Below are 16920 nucleotides of genomic sequence, written 5' to 3' on the forward strand. Positions count from 1 at the left end.
GATTCTTTCGCCGGGGAAGACGGAACCGCGTCCCGGCCTCAAGGTCCGCCGGGGACCTCGAGCACCGATCGGACGCGGGGCAGCGTCAGGCGTGGAATCTGGGCGGTTCGGGAACGGCTTCCGGGATGACGTCCGCCCGGGCGGGGAGGGCGCGCGCCAGGGTGCGCTCGCTGGGGCCGCGTGGTCCGGCCGCGTCGATGCTGTCCGGCGTGAGCCCGGCGCTGGTGCAGCAGGAACTGGGCAGGCGACAGCCGGCATTGGAGCAGGCGCCGTCGCAGGCGCCGGCACTGAGCGCCCGGACCGGCGTGGCCGTCGGCATCACGGCCGTCCGGATCGCGGCCACGGGCAGAAGCATCCGGGCGTCGGCGTCGCCGGTCCGGGCCTGCGCCGAAGCGGCCGGGGGGAGGGGGCCCGCGCCGCCGCGCGCGTGACCAGCATGAGCTTGGCCGGCGTGGCCCATGCCAGCATGGGCCTGGGCGCCGGACGGCATGAGGCTGACCGCGATCAGAACGATCGTGGCCGCGAGCCAGAGTGCCATGTGCCGGATGCAGGTCATCTCGACCCCATTGTTAGCATGCGGGCGGCGACGGCGACAGGGCGGTTTTGGCGCGGGGCGTGCTCGCCCACCTGCGGGGGCATCTCGGGCGTACCCTAAGGGACTGGGAACACACGACGTTTCTCGCGCGATCGGTTTCCCTTCGCGGCCGCATGCTCTAAGCGGGCGGCCCGGGCCTCGGCGCGGGCGGGTGCGGAGGACGCCTCGGCAGCGGAGGACGGCGCGATGAGAACTCTTCTGGTGATCGGGATCGGCACCGGCAATCCCGAGCACATGACGATCCAGGCCATCCGCGCCCTCAACACCGCCGACGTGGTCTTCGCTCTCGACAAGGGCCGCCAGAAGGCCGACCTCGTGGACCTGCGCCGGGAGATCTGCGCCCGCTATCTCACGGACAGGCCCTACCGCTTCGTCGAGGCGCAGGACCCGGAGCGGGACCGCAACCCGTCCGATTACGGCGCGACCGTCGAGGCCTGGCACGCGGCGCGGGCCGCGCTCTACGAGGGGATGATCGCCACGGAACTCGATGCGGAGGGCTGCGGCGCCATCCTGGTCTGGGGCGATCCCTCCCTGTACGACAGCACGCTGCGCATCATCGACCGCATCCTGGCGCGCGGCCACCTGGCCCTGGAGGTCCGGGTGATTCCGGGCATCACCAGCGTGCAGGCGCTGGCGGCGAGCCACCGTATCCCGCTCAACCGCATCGGCGCCCCGATCACCATCACCACCGGCCGGCAGATCGCCGGCGGCCTGGGAGAGGGTGCCGACACCACCGTGGTGATGCTCGACGGGCGCCCCCGCTTCGACCATCTCGACCCGGACCTGACCATCTACTGGGGCGCCTTCCTCGGCAGCGCCGACGAGATCCTGGTCTCGGGCCGCCTCGGCGACGTGGCGGCCGAGATCGGCGCCGTCCGCGAGGCCGCCCGGGCCCGCCACGGCTGGATCATGGACACCTACCTGCTGCGCGCGCCGGTCGCACGCGACCGAACCTGAGGGAGCGGCCTGCGGCATAAGTGACCGGCATCCGGAAGGAAAGTCCGGCTCCTGCCCCGATCGATGGGGGATCGTCCCCCGTGACCGCCGGAACACATCAATAAAAATCCTTTCGTCTTGGCTTCGATGCTGATCGCCTCGGCCCGAGGACTGGCAGGGTGTTTGCGAGAGACTTCGCGGGGTCAATAATAGGCCGATCGCGCCGCCACGATGACTGTCGTGGGGCGGGTTCGTGAGGGCTTGCGCATGGCAGCGGACGGGGTTCGGGCGGCCGGATCGGGACTCGGGCGTCGCGCCCGGCCATGGGGCACGATCTGCGGCACGATGGTCCTGGCAGCCGCCGCCTGCGGCGCCCTTTCAGCCGCGGGCGCGCTCCCGGCCCTCGGCGGTGCTTATGCGGCCCTGTCCCTTCGCCTGGAGCACCAGCTTCACACCCAGGCGCCGGCTCCGCCGGCCCGGATCGCGCTCGGCCCGCACGGACGCGACATCCGGTTCGCCGGCGAGATCGGGGAGGGCGCGGCCGACCGCCTCGCCGCGCTCCTGGCGGCTCATCCCGCGGTGACGCGCATCCATCTCACCAGCGAGGGCGGCCTCGTCGCGGAGGCTTCGGCGATCGGCGACCTGATCGCGGCGCGGGGGCTTTCCACCTACGTGCCGGATTACTGCGTCTCGGCCTGCACCCTCGCCTTCGTGCGCGGCACCACCCGCGCCCTGGTGACCGACGGGCGCCTCGGCTTTCATGCGCCCTACGATCCCGGCCTGTTCGGCCAAGTCGTGCAGGCCGATGCCGCGGTCGAGCGGGCGGCCTACGTGGCGGCGGGCGTCGACCCGTCCTTCGCCGCCGAGGCCCTCGGCGTCGCCTCCGACAGCCTGTGGATTCCCGATCCCGCGCGCCTAGTCCGGGCCCGGGTCGCCACCGAACTCGTCGACACCGACCGCTTCCCCGATTCCACCCTCGACGACGACCCGAGCTTCGCCGGCGCCCGGGCGGCGGTTCTGCGGGCGCTGCCCCTGCTGGAGGCGCTGGCGGGGCGGGACGAGATCCTGTCCGCCCTGGCCTCCGGCTACCTCGACGGCTACCGGGCCGGGATCTCCGAGGGCGAGGCCCTGGATCGCCTGCGCGCCCGGGCGGCGCGCGCGATCCGGCAGGTCCTGCAGGGCGCCGATGCGGCGACCTGGACCGAACTGGGCGGACTCGTCCTGCGGGCCATGCGCCAAGTGGGTCCTGATGCCGGTCCGGAAGCCGGTCGCGATGCCGATCCAGACGCCTGCCTCGCCATCGGCGGGACGGGCGATCTTCTGGCTTTGCAGGACGTCCTGTCGGCTCCGAGCCTGAGCCCGGATCGTCCGGCGGCCGATGCCGTGCGGACCCTCCTGGCCCGGGCCGCGCGGCAGGCCGGGCCGGGCGGTCGCGAAGCCGGTCCCGCCCCGGCGGCACGCCTGCCGCGCGACTGCGCCGGTCTGATCGCCGCCTACGCCGAGGCCCTGGCGCGACCCGGGGCAGGGGGCGCCGTACGGGCGCTGGCCAGCCAGGGTGTCCGCCCGGCGCGGGAGGCCGCGGCCCTGCCCCGCTGAACCGGCAGGAGGCCTGCGCCACTCCGTCAGGCGCCCTCGCCTGCGGGAATCGGTCAGTGCCGCTGTCCGTCCGGCGCGTCCCGGAGGTGCCGGGCGAGTTCGTGGCCGATCTCGATCATCAGGTGGTCGAGGAGCCGGGACAGGCCCGGCCGCGCGAGAGCGTCGGCCAGGCCGCGCAGGGCGATGGCGTGCTCGGCCATCCGGTTCACCGCATGCTGGTCCCGGGGGTCGTCGGCCGGCTCCTCGGTCAGGTCGAGGACGATGCCGCGCGCCCGTGCCGGCCGTCCGGCGGCGTCCGCCTCGATGCGCCCGCGCAGGTCCAGCCGCCGCGGGGCGTGGGCGGTGCGGAAGGCGATCGCGAAGGCACCGCCTCGCGCGATGGCGGCGTGGAGTGCATTGTCGACCCGCGCCCGGTCGTCCTCGTGGGTCCGCGCCAGGAGGGTGGCCAGGGGAATGCCCCGCAGGCCCGCTTCCGGCGGCACGCCGAGGGCCACGGCCACGGCGTCCGACACCACGAGGCGGTCCGCCCAGATGTCGTGCAGCCAGACGCCGACGACGCCCGAAGCGGACAGCGCCGCCTGCAGGCCGCCGGGGAGATCCGCATCCGAATCCGGCAGGGGGGATCGCGTCATGAGCCTCCTCGACGGGGCGCTCGAAAGGTCATGGCGGGAAACGTCAGGACGACCTGAGGTTGGCATCGGGGTCTCGCGCATCCCGCCGGTACGCGAACAACCTAGAGGGGAAACCCGCTGACGCAAAGGGCGCGTGCAACATTCGATGCCAATTTTAGCAACCTGAGATTGCCGATGTGGGCTTCGGCGGCGCCGACGGCTTAACCGTTGGTTAACCATGATGCGCGACACCGGGATCGCAGCATCCTTGGGTCACAGGACGAGGGGCACGGGACAGGGGCCACCGCCCCGCCCACCGCCGGCGATCCAGATTGCGGGATGCGTCCGCCGCACATGCCACCGGGATTCCGCGCCGCCGGAATTCCACGCCACCCGAATTCCACGCCACCCGAATTGATCGACGCTCGCGAAGGGATGCCAGGATGAAAGCCATCACGTTCGTCACCCAGAAGGGGGGCAGCGGCAAGAGCACGCTCTGCATCTCGCTGGCCGTCGCCGCCCAGGAACGCGGGCTCTCCGTCTGCATCCTCGAGATGGATCGCCAGGCCACGATCAGCGACTGGCTCGATCATCGCACCGCCGAGGGTCCGGAGGTCGCGCAGATCGACGCGACCCAGATCGAGGGCGTGATGAACCAGCTGCGCGATTCCGCCTACGACTACGTCTTCATCGATACCCCGGGCGTCGATTCCGCCGGCACCCTCTCGGCGATCCGTGCGGCCGACCTCTGCATCATCCCGTGCCGCCCGACGCCCGCGGATCTGCGCGCCTTCAAGCCGACGCTCGCGGCGATCTACCGGCTGGAGAAGAAGTTCGCCTTCGTGCTGAACCAGACGCCGCCACGCTCCTATCGCATCCGCGATGCCGCCGACGGCCTCGCCGTGCTGGGCATCCTGCCCGACGTCAACATCGTCGCCCGCACCGATCACCAGGACGCCATCGGCGTCGGTCAGGGCGTCACCGAGTTCAACCCGAAGGGGCAGGCCGCGCTGGAAGTGCGCAAGCTCTGGAGCTGGATCGAGAAGCGCATGCAGGTGAGCAGATCGGAGAGTAAGCCGGGGATCAAGCAGGTGATCAAGAATGCCAAAGCCGCCTAAGCTGAGTCTCGCCTCCATCGTCGCCGCCTCGAGTTCCCCGCCCAGGTCATCCCACCACCCTTCCCACCAGACCGCCGAGATCGTCCAGCTCGACACCGGCGCCCCACCCGGCCGACGCCCCAACGCCACCCTGAAGCAGCGCGCCCGACAGATGTCGGTCTATCTGGAGCCGCCGGTCTACGATCAGCTCCGCGACATCGCCCATGCGGAGCGCGCCAAGATGCACGGCCTGATGCTGGAGGCCCTCGACCTGCTGTTCAAGCAGCGCGGCGCCCGGTCGATCGATCAGCTCAACGATCCGGGCGGCCGCTGAGGCCGTATCCGAGCCCCCGATGCGAGACGATGACGAAGCCCTGGCAAGAGGTTGCCAGGGTTTTCTCATGGAACGGGCGAGGGGGCGGTATCCGATCCCGCCGCCACACCGCAGTCTTCGACGAACCGGACGGCCGAGGCGTCTTCGCCAGTGGGGACAGGGGTTTGGCGCCGGTTCCGGAGGCGACGCTTCCGCGGGGTTCGGCGGAGCCCGGCGACGCTGTCGGACACCCGCTTCGCGGTTCCGTTCAGCCTTCCTTTACGCCGTCCGGACAATCTTGGCCCATCGAACGGGAGGCACAGCGTGCGTCCGTCGAGGGTCCGGCCGGTCCTGCTCTTGCCCGCCGGCGGGCCGATCCAGCGTGTTGTGCGTATCGGGGCGAGGGCTTGAGGCGGATCATCGCGATGGCGCGTAGGACGAAGCCGGAACACCAGGATCCGGCCCCGCTGCCGCTCTGGCGGCTGCTGGCCGTCTCGGCCGTGGCGCTCGCCACCGCCAATTGTGCCCAGAACCCGCAGAAGCTCGCCGGAGCCTCGGGAAGCGGCTCCGCGCTCGATCCGAAATACGGCGTCAAGGCCAGCCCGCGCCTCTATAACGAGGGCGACGTGATCCCGAAGGGCGGCGGACGCCGCTTCTCCGGCAAGCCCTACGTGGTGGCCGGGCGCACCTACGTGCCCCGCGACGACGCCAAGGGGTATGTCCGCGAGGGCCTGGCCTCCTGGTACGGCTCGGCCTTCCACGGCCGCATGACCGCCAACGGCGAGGTCTTCGACCGCCATTCGATCGCGGCCGCGCACCCCACCCTGCCGCTGCCGAGCTATGCCCGCGTGACCAACCTCGCCAACGGCCACTCGATGATCGTGCGGGTCAACGATCGCGGCCCCTATCATGCCAACCGCCTGATGGACGTCTCCGAGGAGGTGGCCGAGGCCCTGGAATTCCGCCGCAGCGGCACCGCGCGGGTCCGCGTCGAGTATGCCGGCAAAGCCTCGACCGCCGGCAGCGACGACCGCAAGCTTCTCGCCACCCTGCGCACCGACGGCCAGCCCGCAAGGGTTCACGGCCAGGGGCCGGTCATGATGGCCGATCTCGGCCCCGACGCGCCGCAGGTGCCTTCCGAGCGCCTCGCCCGCGCGTCCCAGCCGGCTTTGGCCTTCAAGTCGGACAGCGACCGCGATGCGGCACCGGAAGCTTCCGCGGAGGCCGTGCCGGCCCCGCGCCCGGTCCGGTCCGCACCGGTGCTGATGGCGAGCGCCGCCACCGTGGCGGTGCCGGCCGCCCTGCAGCCCACGGCGGCGCGGGCCGAGGCCTTCCGGCCGGTCCGGCACAACCTGCCCGAGCCGCAGGCGGGCACGACGCAGGCCGCCTCCCGCCCGAGCCCCCTCAGCCTCACGCCGCCGCCCCTGCGGCTCGCCGGTGCGCGGCCGGAGCCGGTCCGCTCCGAGACGGCCGGCGGGAGCCGCGTCGCGACGGTTCAGTCCGGCCGGGCCGCGGCGACCGCCCGGATGGCCGCCGCCGGGTCAAGCCCGGCCGGCCACGCGGTCGCCCCGGCCCGGCTGGCCGGGCAGGGTATGGCGGGCCTCGCGCCGAAAGCGGGCGGCTCCCGGGCCCCTGCCGTTCAGGTGGCGAGCCTGAAGGCGGGGTCTTCATCGAGGCCGGGCCTCGGCGCTCAAGCCGACGCCGGCCATCGATCCGGGCCGACACCGAAGGCGATCGTTTTCGCCAAGGTCTCGGCCAAGGTCTCGGCCGAGGCGGCGCGGAGCGCCCCCGGGGGGGGCAAGGCGCTGGCGTCCGGCCCGAACGCGTCCGGGACGAAGGTGGCTTCTGGACCGAAGCTGGCTTCGGGGGCCAAGGTTGTCTCCGGGGGCAAGGTTGTCTCCGGGGGCAAGGTTGTCTCGGGGACCAAGGTTGTCTCGGGGACCAAGGCTGTTTCGGTCGGCAAGCCCGCGCTCGTCGCCAAGGCGTCGGCCCGCGCCCGCTTCGCCGAGGCGCGCTGAGCGTCGCCTCGGCCTGTCCGTGGTGTTCCGGACGCATCGTCGCGTCATCGACAATCGGGTGCGATTGGGGTTCGATCTCGGCGGCGAATGCCTGTAACGTCACGCTTGATCGTGGGGGCGATGGACGGGTCGGCGTGAGGCGGGGAATGGGTTTGAGATTGGTCCTTGCGGAGCGTACCGGATCCGGCCTCGCAGGGCGCAGCAGATCGGGCCGCGCAGTCGTGCCAGGCTTGATCGTGGCGTCGGTGCTGGCGGCGCTGAGCCTCTTCGAGACGGGCGGCGCCCGGGCCCAGAGCTTTCAGACAGCGGCGCCGCACGCCATCCTGGTCGATGCCGATTCCGGCTCGGTGCTGTTCGAGAAGGGGGCCGACGAGCCCTTCTCGCCGGCCAGCATGGCCAAGCTGATGACCACCGAGATCGTGTTCAACGAGATCCGGCGGGGCCGGCTCACCATGGATTCGGAGTTCCAGATCACCGAGGACGCCTGGCGCCGGGGCGGGGCGGGCGGCGGCGGCTCCTCGATGTTCGCCCAGCTCAACAGCCGCATCAAGCTGTCCGATCTCCTGCGCGGCCTCATCGTGCAGTCGGGCAACGATGCCGCCATCGCCATCGCCGAGGGCATCGCCGGCACGGAGGAGAATTTCGGGCGGATGATGACGGCGCGGGCGAAGGAGATCGGCCTGACGCGCTCGACCTTCCGCAACGCCACCGGCTACTCGGCGCCGGACCAGAAGGTGACCGCCCGCGACCTCGCCAAGCTCGCCCTGCACCTGATCGAGACCTACCCGGACCTGTACAAGATCTTCGCCGAGCGCGAGTTCACCTGGAACAAGATCAAGCAGCAGAACCGCAACCCGCTGCTCACCCTCGACATCGGCGCCGACGGGCTCAAGACCGGCTACCTGGAGGAATCGGGCTACGGCCTCACCGGCTCGGCTGTGCAGAACGGTCAGCGCCTGATCATGGTGGTGAGCGGGCTGAAGACCGCCCGCGACCGGGCCGCGGAATCGCGCAAGCTGATGGAATGGGGCTTCCGCGCCTTCGAGCCGCGCCAGATCTTCACCAGCGGCGAGACCGTGGCGGAGGCCTCCGTCTACGGCGGTGCGGCCGGCAGCGTGCCGCTCGTCGCCAAGAAGGCCGTGCGGGTGCTGCTGCCGCGGGGCTCCGGCGACCGGATCACCGCCAAGGTGGTCTACCAGGGACCCCTGGTCGCCCCTGTCGAACAGGGCCGCGAGATCGGCCGCCTGCGCATCACCCGCGGCGACACCCAGGCCCTCGACCAGCCGCTCTATGCGGGCGACACCGTGGAGGCGGGCACCATCCCGCAGCGGGCGCTCGACGCGACCTGGGAGGTCGGCACCGGCCTGTTCCGCAAAGCCTTCGAGAAGGCCGGCGCGAAATCGTGACGGCGGCCGGATCGGGGGGAGGGACCTTCATCACCTTCGAGGGCGGGGAGGGGGCCGGCAAGTCCACCCAGATCCGCCGCCTCGCCGCGCATCTGCGCACGGAATCCGGCCGCCCCGTGCTGACGACGCGGGAGCCCGGCGGCTCGGTCAAGGCCGAGCGCATCCGCGAGGCGCTGCTGTCGGGGCTGGCCAAGCCCCACGGTCCCTTCGCCGAGGCGCTGCTGTTCTCCGCCGCCCGGATCGACCATCTCGACACCCGGATCCGTCCCGCCTTGGCCCGGGGCGAGATCGTGCTCTGCGATCGCTTCGCCGACTCGACCCGGGCCTATCAGGGCGCGGCCGGCGGCCTCGACCCGGCCGTCCTCGGCGCCCTCGAGCGCGTCGTCGTCGGCCCGACCCGGCCCGACCTGACCCTGATCCTCGATTGCGACCCGGAGCTTGGCCTCGCGCGGGCGCGGGCGCGCCGCGAGGCCGGTTCCGACGGGGCGGTCGACCGTTTCGAGGCGGAGGCCCTCGCCTTCCATGCCCGTCTGCGCTCGGCCTTCCTGGCCATCGCGGCGGAGGAGCCGAAGCGCTGCGCCGTCGTCAACGCCGCCCTGCCGGCCGATGCGGTGGAGGCGGCGATCCGCGCCGTCGTCGCCGAGCGCCTGCCCCGCCTCCTGCGCGGCTCGGCCGGGCCCGAGCAAGACGGGCCGGGGCAGGACGATTCGGGGCAGGACGGTCCCAAGCAGGACGGTCCGAAGCATGACGATGCGGCCTGAGCGCGCCCCCGAGGATGTCGAGCCGGGCGACCTCCCCGAGGTCCCGCGCCCGCGCGAGCAGGCCGACCTCGTCGGCCACGCGGAGGCGGAGGCCGCCTTCGTCGAGGCGATCGGCTCCGGGCGCCTGCACCATGCCTGGCTCATCGGCGGCCCGCGCGGCATCGGCAAGGCGACGCTGGCCTACCGGGTCGCCCGCTGGCTCATCGCCCATCCGACGGCGCGGGACGTGCCCGACACCCTCGCGGTCGATCCGTCCCATCCGGCGGCCCGGCAGGTGGCGGCCCTGTCGCATCCGAACCTCGTGGCCCTGCGCCGGACCCGCGCGGCCAATGCCAAGACGTTGGCGACCAAGATCTCGGTCGACGCGGCCCGGGGCGCCCTCGCGCTCTTCGGCTCCACGGCGGGCAGCGCGGGCGGCTACCGCATCTGCATCGTCGACAGCGCCGAGGACCTGAACGCCAACAGCGCCAACGCGCTGCTCAAGATGGTGGAGGAGCCCCCGCCGCGCTGCCTGTTCCTCATCGTCAGCCACGCGCCGGGACGGCTGCTGCCGACCATCCGCTCGCGCTGCCGCGCCCTCACCCTGCGCCCCCTGGCCGAGGCGGACGTGGCGCGGGTGATCACCCGCTTCGCCCCGCCCTTCGGGCAGCCCGATCCGCAGGCGCTCGCCCGGGCGGCGCAGCTCGCGGAGGGGTCGGTGGCGCAGGCGGTGGCGATGCTCGATCCCGCCCGCGCCAACCTCGTCGCGGAGGTCGAGACCCTGCTCGCCCGCCTGGACCACCCGGACTGGCGCCGCATCCTGGCCCTGGCCGAGAAGCTCAGCGGGCGCGAATCCGACGATCTGTTCGCCGACAGCCTCGACACGGTGTTCCGCTTCGTCTCGGCCGAACTCGACCGGCGCCGGCACGAGCCGCCCGCCCGCCTTGCGGCCCTGGTCGAGGTGTGTGACAAGATCGCCCGCGCCGCGCGGGAGGCCGCAACCTACAATCTCGACCGCCGGCCCCTGGTCCTGTCCCTGTTCGGAGACCTGGCCGGTGCGCTCCGCGCCGTCTGACGCGGGCTGGTATCCTGGGATCCGATACCGTCGCGCCGGCCCGTGATCCCATGAACCCTGTATCCGGGGAACCTTTCGACGTGACCGCCACCGACCCGGCCGCCGCCAAGACCTTCAGCCTCTCCACCGCGATCTCCTATCCGAACGGCGCGCCGCATATCGGCCACGCCTACGAGGTGATCGCCACGGACGCGATCGCGCGCTTCAAGCGCCTCGACGGCTACGACGTGCTGTTCTCCACCGGCACCGACGAGCACGGCATCAAGATCCAGCAGACCGCCGCCAAGGCCGGGATCACGCCGCGCGACCTCGTCGACGACATGTCCGCGCGCTTCCGCGCCATGGCCGAGGCGCTCGGATGCAGCCACGACCGCTTCATCCGCACCACCGAGCCCGATCATTACGCCGCCGCCCAGGAACTGTGGCGCCGGATGGAGGCCAACGGCGACCTCTACCTGTCGAAATATGCCGGCTGGTACTCGGTGCGCGACGAGGCCTACTACGCCGAGGACGAGACCGAGATCGGTCCCGACGGCGAGCGGCGCTCGCGCGAGACCGGCACGCCCCTGACCTGGATGGAGGAGGAGAATTTCCTATTCCGTCTGTCCGCCTATCAGGACCGGCTGCTCGCCCTGTACGAGGCCGAGCCCGACTTCATCGGACCGGAGACCCGGCGCAACGAGGTGGCGAGCTTCGTTCGCTCGGGCCTGAAGGACTTCTCCGTCAGCCGCACCAATTTCGACTGGGGCGTGCCGGTGCCGGGCCACCCGGACCACGTCATGTACGTCTGGGTCGATGCCCTGACCAACTATCTCACCGTCACGGGTTTTCCCGACGAGGCCGACGCGCGGGCGAAATTCTGGCCGATGGACCTGCACGTCATCGGCAAGGACATCGTGCGCTTCCACGCGGTCTACTGGCCGGCCTTCCTGATGTCGGCCGGCCTGGCCCTGCCCCAGCGCGTCTTCGGCCATGGCTTCCTGCTCTCCAAGGGCGAGAAGATGTCGAAGTCGCTGGGCAACGTCGTCGACCCGATGGACCTGATCGCGACCTACGGCGTCGACGCGGTGCGCCACTTCGTGCTGCGCGAGGTGCCCTTCGGCGGCGACGGCAATTACAGCCACGAGGCGATCATCACCCGCTACACGGCGGACCTCTCGAACGGCCTCGGCAACCTCGCCCAGCGCTCGCTCTCGATGATCGCCAAGAACTGTTCCGGGGCGGTTCCCGAACATGGCGATCTCACCGAGGACGATCGCGCCCTGCTGGCGCTGGCCGACGCCTTGCCCGCCACCGTGCGGACGGCGATGGACAAGCTCGCCCTCCACACCGCGCTCGCCGAGATCTGGTCCGTGATCACCGCCGCCGACCGCTACTTCGACGCCCAGAAGCCCTGGGTGCTGCGCAAATCTGATCCGGCCCGGATGGCGGCCTCGCTCTACGTGGTGGCCGAGACCCTGCGGGCCATCGGCATCCTGGTTCAGCCCTTCATGCCGGGCTCCGGTGCCCGGCTCCTCGACCTCCTGGCCGTGCCGACGGACCGACGGCAGCTCGTCGACGTGGGGGAGGGCGGCCGCCTCGTTCCCGGAACGGCACTCCCCGCCCCCGCGGGCCTGTTCCCGCGCTTCGTCGAGCCGGAGGCGCCGTCCGCCTGAGGCGGAGGTCGGGTTGAGGAAGAGGACTGGAAGGCTCGATCGTCTCGCACTACATTCTGTAACGACAGGGCCTGATGGGTTTTCAATGGGACCCGCAGAAGGACGCGGCAAACCAATCCAAGCACCTTGTCGGCTTCCGGCAAGCCGCTGAGGTCTTCCGCGGATTTCGACTCACGCGTGAGGATACCCGAGGTGCCTACGGCGAGCCGCGGTTCATAACCCTGGGCACGTATGAGGGAACGGTGCTCTGCGTGGTTCACACACCGCGCGGCGACGACATCCGGATTATCTCAGCATGGAAGGCGGGACGACATGACCGGGAAGCGTATCTCCGAGCCCGGGACGACGGTGCGGTTTGACAGCCTCGATGCGATGCCGCCCGCCGAGCCGTTGAGCCCGGCCTTCAAGGCCCTCAGCGATGAGGACGTGGCTCATCGTGCCCTGCAGGATCCGGATGCAGGCACGGTGCCGGACGGCTTCTGGGATCGGCTGCCCGTTGCCAAGCCGGAAGCAAAGGAGCAAATCACGCTGCGCCTCGATCCGGAAGTGCTGCGCCACTTTCGAAGCCTCGGCAAAGGCTATCAGTCTCGGATCAACGCGGTGTTGAGGAGCTACATCAGGGCGAAGGGCGGCGCGGGCTGAGGCTTTAGCCTCCCGCTGCCAGCGTTCCTGCCGGCCTGCTTCAGATGGTTCAAGGAATCCCGAGCCCCCCAATGCTGGTCGACAGCCACTGCCATCTCGATTTTCCGAACTTTTCGGAGGATCTGCCGGGCGTCATCGCCCGTGCCCGGTCCGCCGGCGTGACCCGGATGGTCACGATTTCGACGCGGGTCGCCAGGGCGCGGACCTACGAGGCCCTGTCCGAGGCGCATCCAGAGATCTGGCACACCATCGGCACCCATCCGGACGGGGCCGGCGACGAACCGGACGTGCCGACCGAGGCCATCGTGGCCCACACGCACCATCCCCGCTGCATCGGCATCGGCGAGGCGGGGCTCGACTTCCACTACGACAATGCGGCTCCGGAGGCGGTGCAGGAGCGGGTTTTCCGACGCCACATCGCCGCCGCACGCGAGACCGGGCTGCCGCTCGTCATCCATTCCCGCGATGCCGATGCCGAGATGGAGGCGATCCTCGTCGACGAAATGGGGCGCGGCGCTTTCACGGCCGTCCTGCATTGCTTCTCGTCCGGCGCGCGCCTCGCCGCGGTGGGAGTCGAGCTCGGCCTGTTCGTGTCGTTCTCCGGCATCGTCACCTTCCGGCGCTCGCACGACCTGCGGGCGATCGCCCTCACGGTGCCGCGCGACCGCATCCTGGTGGAGACCGATGCCCCGTTCCTGGCGCCCGAGCCGCATCGCGGCCGCACCAACGAGCCGGCCTACACGGCGGACACTGCCCGCTCCCTGGCCCAGACCCTCGCCATGGAACTCCCGGACTTCGCCGCCCTGACCACGGCCAATTTCCATCGGCTGTTCCACAAGGCCGCGGCCTGAGCCGGGCAGGGGGCTCGGATCGGGGCGTGACAGGCCCTGCCCGCCTCCGATACCAACGGGCACGGAGGGGCGGATGGGTTCATTGACGGTGACGATCCTCGGCTGCGGTTCGTCGGGCGGCGTGCCTCGCGTCGGCTACGGCTGGGGGGCCTGCGATCCGGGCGAGCCGAGGAACCGGCGCCGTCGCTGCTCGATCCTGGTCGAGCGGCATAGAGACGGACGCGATGCGACCAGGAGCGACGCGGCCACCACCCTCCTGGTCGACACCTCCCCCGACCTGCGCGAGCAGCTGCTGGGGCGGGCGGTCCAGCGCCTCGACGCGATCCTCTTCACCCATGCGCATGCCGACCACACCCACGGCATCGACGACGTGCGCGCCCTCGTGATCCATATGCGCCGGCGCATTCCGGTTTTCGCCGATGCCCGGACCCGGAGCCTGCTGGAGGCGCGCTTCGGCTATTGCTTCGAGACCCCGCCCGGCAGCGAGTACCCGCCGATCCTCGACATGAACGACCTGGCGGACGGGGAGGCGATGCAGGTGGACGGCCCCGGCGGAGCGGTGACGGCCCTGCCCTTCGGCCTGGAGCACGGCAACGAGGCGGCGCTCGGATTTCGCTTCGGCCCGGTGGCCTACGCCCCCGATGTCAGCCTGATGCCGGAGGCGGCGCAGGATCGGCTGCACGGCCTCGACCTGCTGATCATCGACGCCCTGCGGGAGACCCCGCATCCGACGCATTACTCGGTCTCGGACGCACTGGCGCTGATCGCGCGGGTGCGTCCGGGCCGCGCCATCCTGACCAACCTGCACACCGATCTCGACTACGCCACGCTGAGCGCCAGGCTGCCGCCGAACGTGGTGCCGGCCTATGACGGGTTGAACGTCACGCTGGACCTGTGAGGGCCCGGGAGGAGGGGGGAACGCCCCACCTCCCTGCCCCCAGCGAGCGACGGCCCTGACCTCCTGTCGAAGCCCCTTCGGCCGTAGCGGTGGGGTCTCGCCCTCAGTTCCGGGTGCTCGCGTCCTGCGGCAGGCCCGCATTGACGAGGATCTGCGCGGTGGCGGCCTGGGCCAGGCGATCGTAGCCCGCATCGGTCATGTGCAGACCATCGGGGCCGATCATCTGAGTCGGCGTCAGCAGGCCCTGGGCGGCCCAGGCGCGCATCAGGGCATTGCGGCGGATCACCGGCACGTTGAGCTCGGTGGCGATGGCGTGGAGGGCGACGCCGTAGGCCTCGGCCCCGTCGGTGGTCGAGAGCTTCTTGCACCATTGCTGGTCCATCAGCACCACGTCGGCGCCGGTGGCGCGCATGGCCTGGATGCCGGCGCGGGTCAGTTCGGAGAAGCGCGCGACGCTGACGCCGCTCATCGGGTCGTTGCTGCCGGTCTGCCAGATCACGAGGTCCGGCTTGTCGGCGAGCACGTCGCGCTCCAGGCGGCGCGCCATGGCCTCCGAATCGTCGCCGCCCACGCCCCGGTTGAGCACCGTGACGGCGGAATGGGCGGCTCCCATCCCGCTCAGCCGGGCCTCGAGATCGCGCTGGAGCTGCGCCGGGTAGGTGGTGTTCGGCGAGGAGGCGCCGGAGCCCTCGGTCGAGGAGGAGCCGAAGGCCACGATCCGGATGGGCTGGCCCTGGGCGATGAGGCTGGCGAGACGGGGGAGGCGGGCCAGGGTCCGGCGCGGGATCGCCGCGCGCGTCACGGTCATGGGCGGCGCGACGGCTGCAGGCGTCTGGACCAGGGCCAACCGCTCGGGATCGGTCTGTTCGTTCGGGACGGGAGCCGGCTCGGCCCGGGCCGGATGTCCGAGGGCGACCGCAACGGACCCGAGGGCCATCAGGGCCAGGGTCAGGGCTGCGGAGGGGCGTGCGGGAATCGGCATCGCGTTCGCTTCGGAAGAGAATGGATTCGGACGGGCACCCGCCGGGATAGCGTCCGGTATCATGTATTATGAGGGGGAATTGTGACATCCGCCAGCGATTTAGTCCCGAGATCCTGCCGGCCGGACTGTGATCTGCAGATGACGTGAATCGCCGGTGTCGAGATTGCGTGAAGACCGGGTGTCGGAAAGCGGTGAACCTTTCGTCAGCACGAGCCCCCTGCCCTGATTCTCGCTGGGCAGGTTCCATAATATATCTTATGCGAACGGCGTTCATGGGGCCGGGAACGAGGCTCTGGGGCCGCGGAGCGAAATTGGCGGGGTGCTTGCTGTCACTAATTGGCGGCAGATCGAAAAAACCTTGCAGCCACAACGACATAGTTGTGTCCGATTGGTAGCCCGAACCTACCCCGCTCCTTACCGCCAGATATAGATAGCCTACTGAAATTACTCAGGATTTTGGTAGGGGCTACTATCTGTGGCATCCCATTGGTAGGGGTATTGGTAGGGTCGCCTGCCCCCTCGCCTATTTCGGTAGGTCGCTGCGGCGCTCTGCCATCGCCTCAGCCACCCAGGCTTGGCTGCTGAGTTTGTTTGCTCTCAAGTCAAGCAGAAACGAAGCAGCACCTGCTACTCCTTGATATTCATCTAGAGATGCGGCACGGACTATTGCGCGTCTAAGGTAGGGTTCTATCAGCGCTATATCATCCGCAAAATTCCAATGTTCAGCCTCAGTCACGTCTAACTCAATGAGTTCTTTGTGCATTCTGAACACAACTACATAGTATGCTTGACGCAAGACATAGTCTCTTAGGAAGCTAGAGTTTTGATTAGTCAAATCGTCGAATGTGAGGCCATATCGAGCTTCCAATTCTCGAACTGTTTTAGTTGGAATTCCGCCTCGACGCCGCCAAGTCGCGATTGTGCTTTTAGCGACGCATAGTTTTCCCGCCAAAGACTCATCGCTCTCGACCCCGAAGTGCCTCTTCAGTGCGAGCAGGACGACTGCTGTGTCTGTCTGAAGCGTTGACATGAGTTCAATCTGCAACCATATGATTGCAAATTGAACTCATAAAGGGACTGGGGGATGGTAGCGCCGTCACCTGAACTGCTCCGTGCTGTCAGGGCTGCCTTCGTACAGCAAGGCTCATCGCTCTCGAAGTGGTGCGAGGAAAACAAGGTTACTCGTCAATGGGCAACCGCCGCACTCAAAGGGAGCCGTGACGGCGTATCGGCCCGCGCCCTCCGCGAGCGCATCATCAGCCACTCCGTTGCCAGACTGGTCGTTTGATGCGCGGTTCTGGCTGGATCACAACGAGAGAACTTGCTGATCTTGCCGGAATAGGTAGGCAGAGCGCACACGAGGTCCTCTCGCTTACATGCCGTAAGCCGGAATTTACTTGGCATGGTGCCCGGCTCGTTACTAAAGATCGGCACGGCAGGGGCGGATGTTCCGGACGCAGCTACGAAGTTCGAATTGATAGCCTTCCCGCCGATCTGCAGCTCCG

The 16920-nt window shown here is 69.9% G+C and carries 17 protein-coding genes; 13 read left to right on the plus strand and 4 right to left on the minus strand.

Features of this window, described 5'->3' with window-relative positions; all coding sequences use genetic code 11:
• Positions 1-85: 85 nt before the first annotated feature.
• Positions 86-538 (minus strand): hypothetical protein, encoded by a 453-nt coding sequence (locus ACV7NL_RS16265; protein ID WP_463356226.1) that lies wholly within the window; start codon positions 536-538, stop codon positions 86-88.
• A gap of 243 nt (positions 539-781) precedes the next feature.
• Between ACV7NL_RS16265 and cobF the strand changes: the two genes are divergently transcribed.
• Positions 782-1552 carry a precorrin-6A synthase (deacetylating) gene (cobF, locus tag ACV7NL_RS16270; RefSeq protein WP_056487145.1) on the plus strand — a complete coding sequence of 257 codons (771 nt, stop codon included), beginning with the start codon at positions 782-784 and terminating at the stop codon, positions 1550-1552.
• 324 nt (positions 1553-1876) lie between these two features.
• The gene (locus ACV7NL_RS16275) at positions 1877-3127 is read left to right on the plus strand and encodes a hypothetical protein (protein WP_463356227.1); all 1251 of its coding nucleotides are present in this window, start codon (positions 1877-1879) and stop codon (positions 3125-3127) included.
• Positions 3128-3180: 53 nt separating this feature from the next.
• Here the strand turns inward: ACV7NL_RS16275 and ACV7NL_RS16280 are convergent, their stop codons facing one another.
• On the minus strand, positions 3181-3759 hold the full coding sequence (locus ACV7NL_RS16280) for a PAS domain-containing protein (protein ID WP_056184893.1): 579 nt from the start codon (positions 3757-3759) through the stop codon (positions 3181-3183).
• Between the two features lie 422 nt (positions 3760-4181).
• On the opposite strand from ACV7NL_RS16280, the gene ACV7NL_RS16285 reads away from it, so the two are divergent.
• From ACV7NL_RS16285 to ACV7NL_RS16335, 11 genes are all read left to right on the plus strand, one after another.
• The gene (locus ACV7NL_RS16285; protein ID WP_463356228.1) at positions 4182-4856 is read left to right on the plus strand and encodes an AAA family ATPase; all 675 of its coding nucleotides are present in this window, start codon (positions 4182-4184) and stop codon (positions 4854-4856) included.
• Positions 4840-5169 carry a ribbon-helix-helix domain-containing protein gene (locus tag ACV7NL_RS16290; RefSeq protein ID WP_056184886.1) on the plus strand — a complete coding sequence of 110 codons (330 nt, stop codon included), beginning with the start codon at positions 4840-4842 and terminating at the stop codon, positions 5167-5169. The genes ACV7NL_RS16285 and ACV7NL_RS16290 overlap by 17 nt, the downstream gene beginning before the upstream one ends.
• A gap of 404 nt (positions 5170-5573) precedes the next feature.
• Positions 5574-7166, plus strand: a complete 1593-nt coding sequence (locus ACV7NL_RS16295; protein WP_463356229.1) for a septal ring lytic transglycosylase RlpA family protein — start codon at positions 5574-5576, stop codon at positions 7164-7166.
• Between the two features lie 146 nt (positions 7167-7312).
• Positions 7313-8572 (plus strand): D-alanyl-D-alanine carboxypeptidase family protein, encoded by a 1260-nt coding sequence (locus ACV7NL_RS16300; RefSeq protein WP_082504261.1) that lies wholly within the window; start codon positions 7313-7315, stop codon positions 8570-8572.
• Positions 8569-9333, plus strand: a complete 765-nt coding sequence (gene tmk / locus ACV7NL_RS16305; protein ID WP_463356230.1) for a dTMP kinase — start codon at positions 8569-8571, stop codon at positions 9331-9333. Before ACV7NL_RS16300 ends, tmk begins: the two co-directional genes overlap by 4 nt.
• A complete protein-coding gene (locus tag ACV7NL_RS16310; protein ID WP_463357145.1) occupies positions 9323-10387 on the plus strand; it encodes a DNA polymerase III subunit delta' in 1065 nt (354 codons plus the stop codon). Before tmk ends, ACV7NL_RS16310 begins: the two co-directional genes overlap by 11 nt.
• Before the next feature lie 80 nt (positions 10388-10467).
• Positions 10468-12042 (plus strand): methionine--tRNA ligase, encoded by a 1575-nt coding sequence (gene metG / locus ACV7NL_RS16315; RefSeq protein WP_463356231.1) that lies wholly within the window; start codon positions 10468-10470, stop codon positions 12040-12042.
• 74 nt (positions 12043-12116) lie between these two features.
• Positions 12117-12401, plus strand: a complete 285-nt coding sequence (locus ACV7NL_RS16320; RefSeq protein ID WP_082507923.1) for a BrnT family toxin — start codon at positions 12117-12119, stop codon at positions 12399-12401.
• Positions 12355-12684, plus strand: a complete 330-nt coding sequence (locus ACV7NL_RS16325) for a BrnA antitoxin family protein (RefSeq protein ID WP_244478405.1) — start codon at positions 12355-12357, stop codon at positions 12682-12684. Before ACV7NL_RS16320 ends, ACV7NL_RS16325 begins: the two co-directional genes overlap by 47 nt.
• Before the next feature lie 71 nt (positions 12685-12755).
• Positions 12756-13535: a TatD family hydrolase gene (locus tag ACV7NL_RS16330; RefSeq protein WP_463356232.1), complete on the plus strand. Its 780-nt coding sequence runs from the start codon at positions 12756-12758 to the stop codon at positions 13533-13535.
• 73 nt (positions 13536-13608) lie between these two features.
• Positions 13609-14433: an MBL fold metallo-hydrolase gene (locus tag ACV7NL_RS16335; RefSeq protein ID WP_463356233.1), complete on the plus strand. Its 825-nt coding sequence runs from the start codon at positions 13609-13611 to the stop codon at positions 14431-14433.
• A 103-nt stretch (positions 14434-14536) separates the two neighbouring features.
• Here ACV7NL_RS16335 and ACV7NL_RS16340 read toward each other — a convergent pair whose 3' ends face one another.
• Both ACV7NL_RS16340 and ACV7NL_RS16345 read right to left on the minus strand, forming a co-directional pair.
• A complete protein-coding gene (locus tag ACV7NL_RS16340) occupies positions 14537-15415 on the minus strand; it encodes an SGNH/GDSL hydrolase family protein (protein ID WP_463356234.1) in 879 nt (292 codons plus the stop codon).
• A 523-nt stretch (positions 15416-15938) separates the two neighbouring features.
• Positions 15939-16445: a helix-turn-helix domain-containing protein gene (locus ACV7NL_RS16345; protein ID WP_463356235.1), complete on the minus strand. Its 507-nt coding sequence runs from the start codon at positions 16443-16445 to the stop codon at positions 15939-15941.
• Positions 16446-16920 lie beyond the last annotated feature (475 nt).

It is taken from the genome of Methylobacterium sp. Ger2507 (assembly GCF_055231875.1).

Coding starts and splice junctions, on each gene's coding strand:
- ACV7NL_RS16265 (WP_463356226.1), bottom strand. CDS start 538: ATGGCACTCTGGCTCGCGGCCACGATCGTTCTGATCGCGGTCAGCCTC.
- cobF (WP_056487145.1), top strand. CDS start 782: ATGAGAACTCTTCTGGTGATCGGGATCGGCACCGGCAATCCCGAGCAC.
- ACV7NL_RS16275 (WP_463356227.1), top strand. CDS start 1,877: ATGGTCCTGGCAGCCGCCGCCTGCGGCGCCCTTTCAGCCGCGGGCGCG.
- ACV7NL_RS16280 (WP_056184893.1), bottom strand. CDS start 3,759: ATGACGCGATCCCCCCTGCCGGATTCGGATGCGGATCTCCCCGGCGGC.
- ACV7NL_RS16285 (WP_463356228.1), top strand. CDS start 4,182: ATGAAAGCCATCACGTTCGTCACCCAGAAGGGGGGCAGCGGCAAGAGC.
- ACV7NL_RS16290 (WP_056184886.1), top strand. CDS start 4,840: ATGCCAAAGCCGCCTAAGCTGAGTCTCGCCTCCATCGTCGCCGCCTCG.
- ACV7NL_RS16295 (WP_463356229.1), top strand. CDS start 5,574: ATGGCGCGTAGGACGAAGCCGGAACACCAGGATCCGGCCCCGCTGCCG.
- ACV7NL_RS16300 (WP_082504261.1), top strand. CDS start 7,313: ATGGGTTTGAGATTGGTCCTTGCGGAGCGTACCGGATCCGGCCTCGCA.
- ACV7NL_RS16310 (WP_463357145.1), top strand. CDS start 9,323: ATGCGGCCTGAGCGCGCCCCCGAGGATGTCGAGCCGGGCGACCTCCCC.
- ACV7NL_RS16320 (WP_082507923.1), top strand. CDS start 12,117: ATGGGTTTTCAATGGGACCCGCAGAAGGACGCGGCAAACCAATCCAAG.
- ACV7NL_RS16325 (WP_244478405.1), top strand. CDS start 12,355: ATGACCGGGAAGCGTATCTCCGAGCCCGGGACGACGGTGCGGTTTGAC.
- ACV7NL_RS16330 (WP_463356232.1), top strand. CDS start 12,756: ATGCTGGTCGACAGCCACTGCCATCTCGATTTTCCGAACTTTTCGGAG.
- ACV7NL_RS16335 (WP_463356233.1), top strand. CDS start 13,609: ATGGGTTCATTGACGGTGACGATCCTCGGCTGCGGTTCGTCGGGCGGC.
- ACV7NL_RS16340 (WP_463356234.1), bottom strand. CDS start 15,415: ATGCCGATTCCCGCACGCCCCTCCGCAGCCCTGACCCTGGCCCTGATG.
- ACV7NL_RS16345 (WP_463356235.1), bottom strand. CDS start 16,445: ATGTCAACGCTTCAGACAGACACAGCAGTCGTCCTGCTCGCACTGAAG.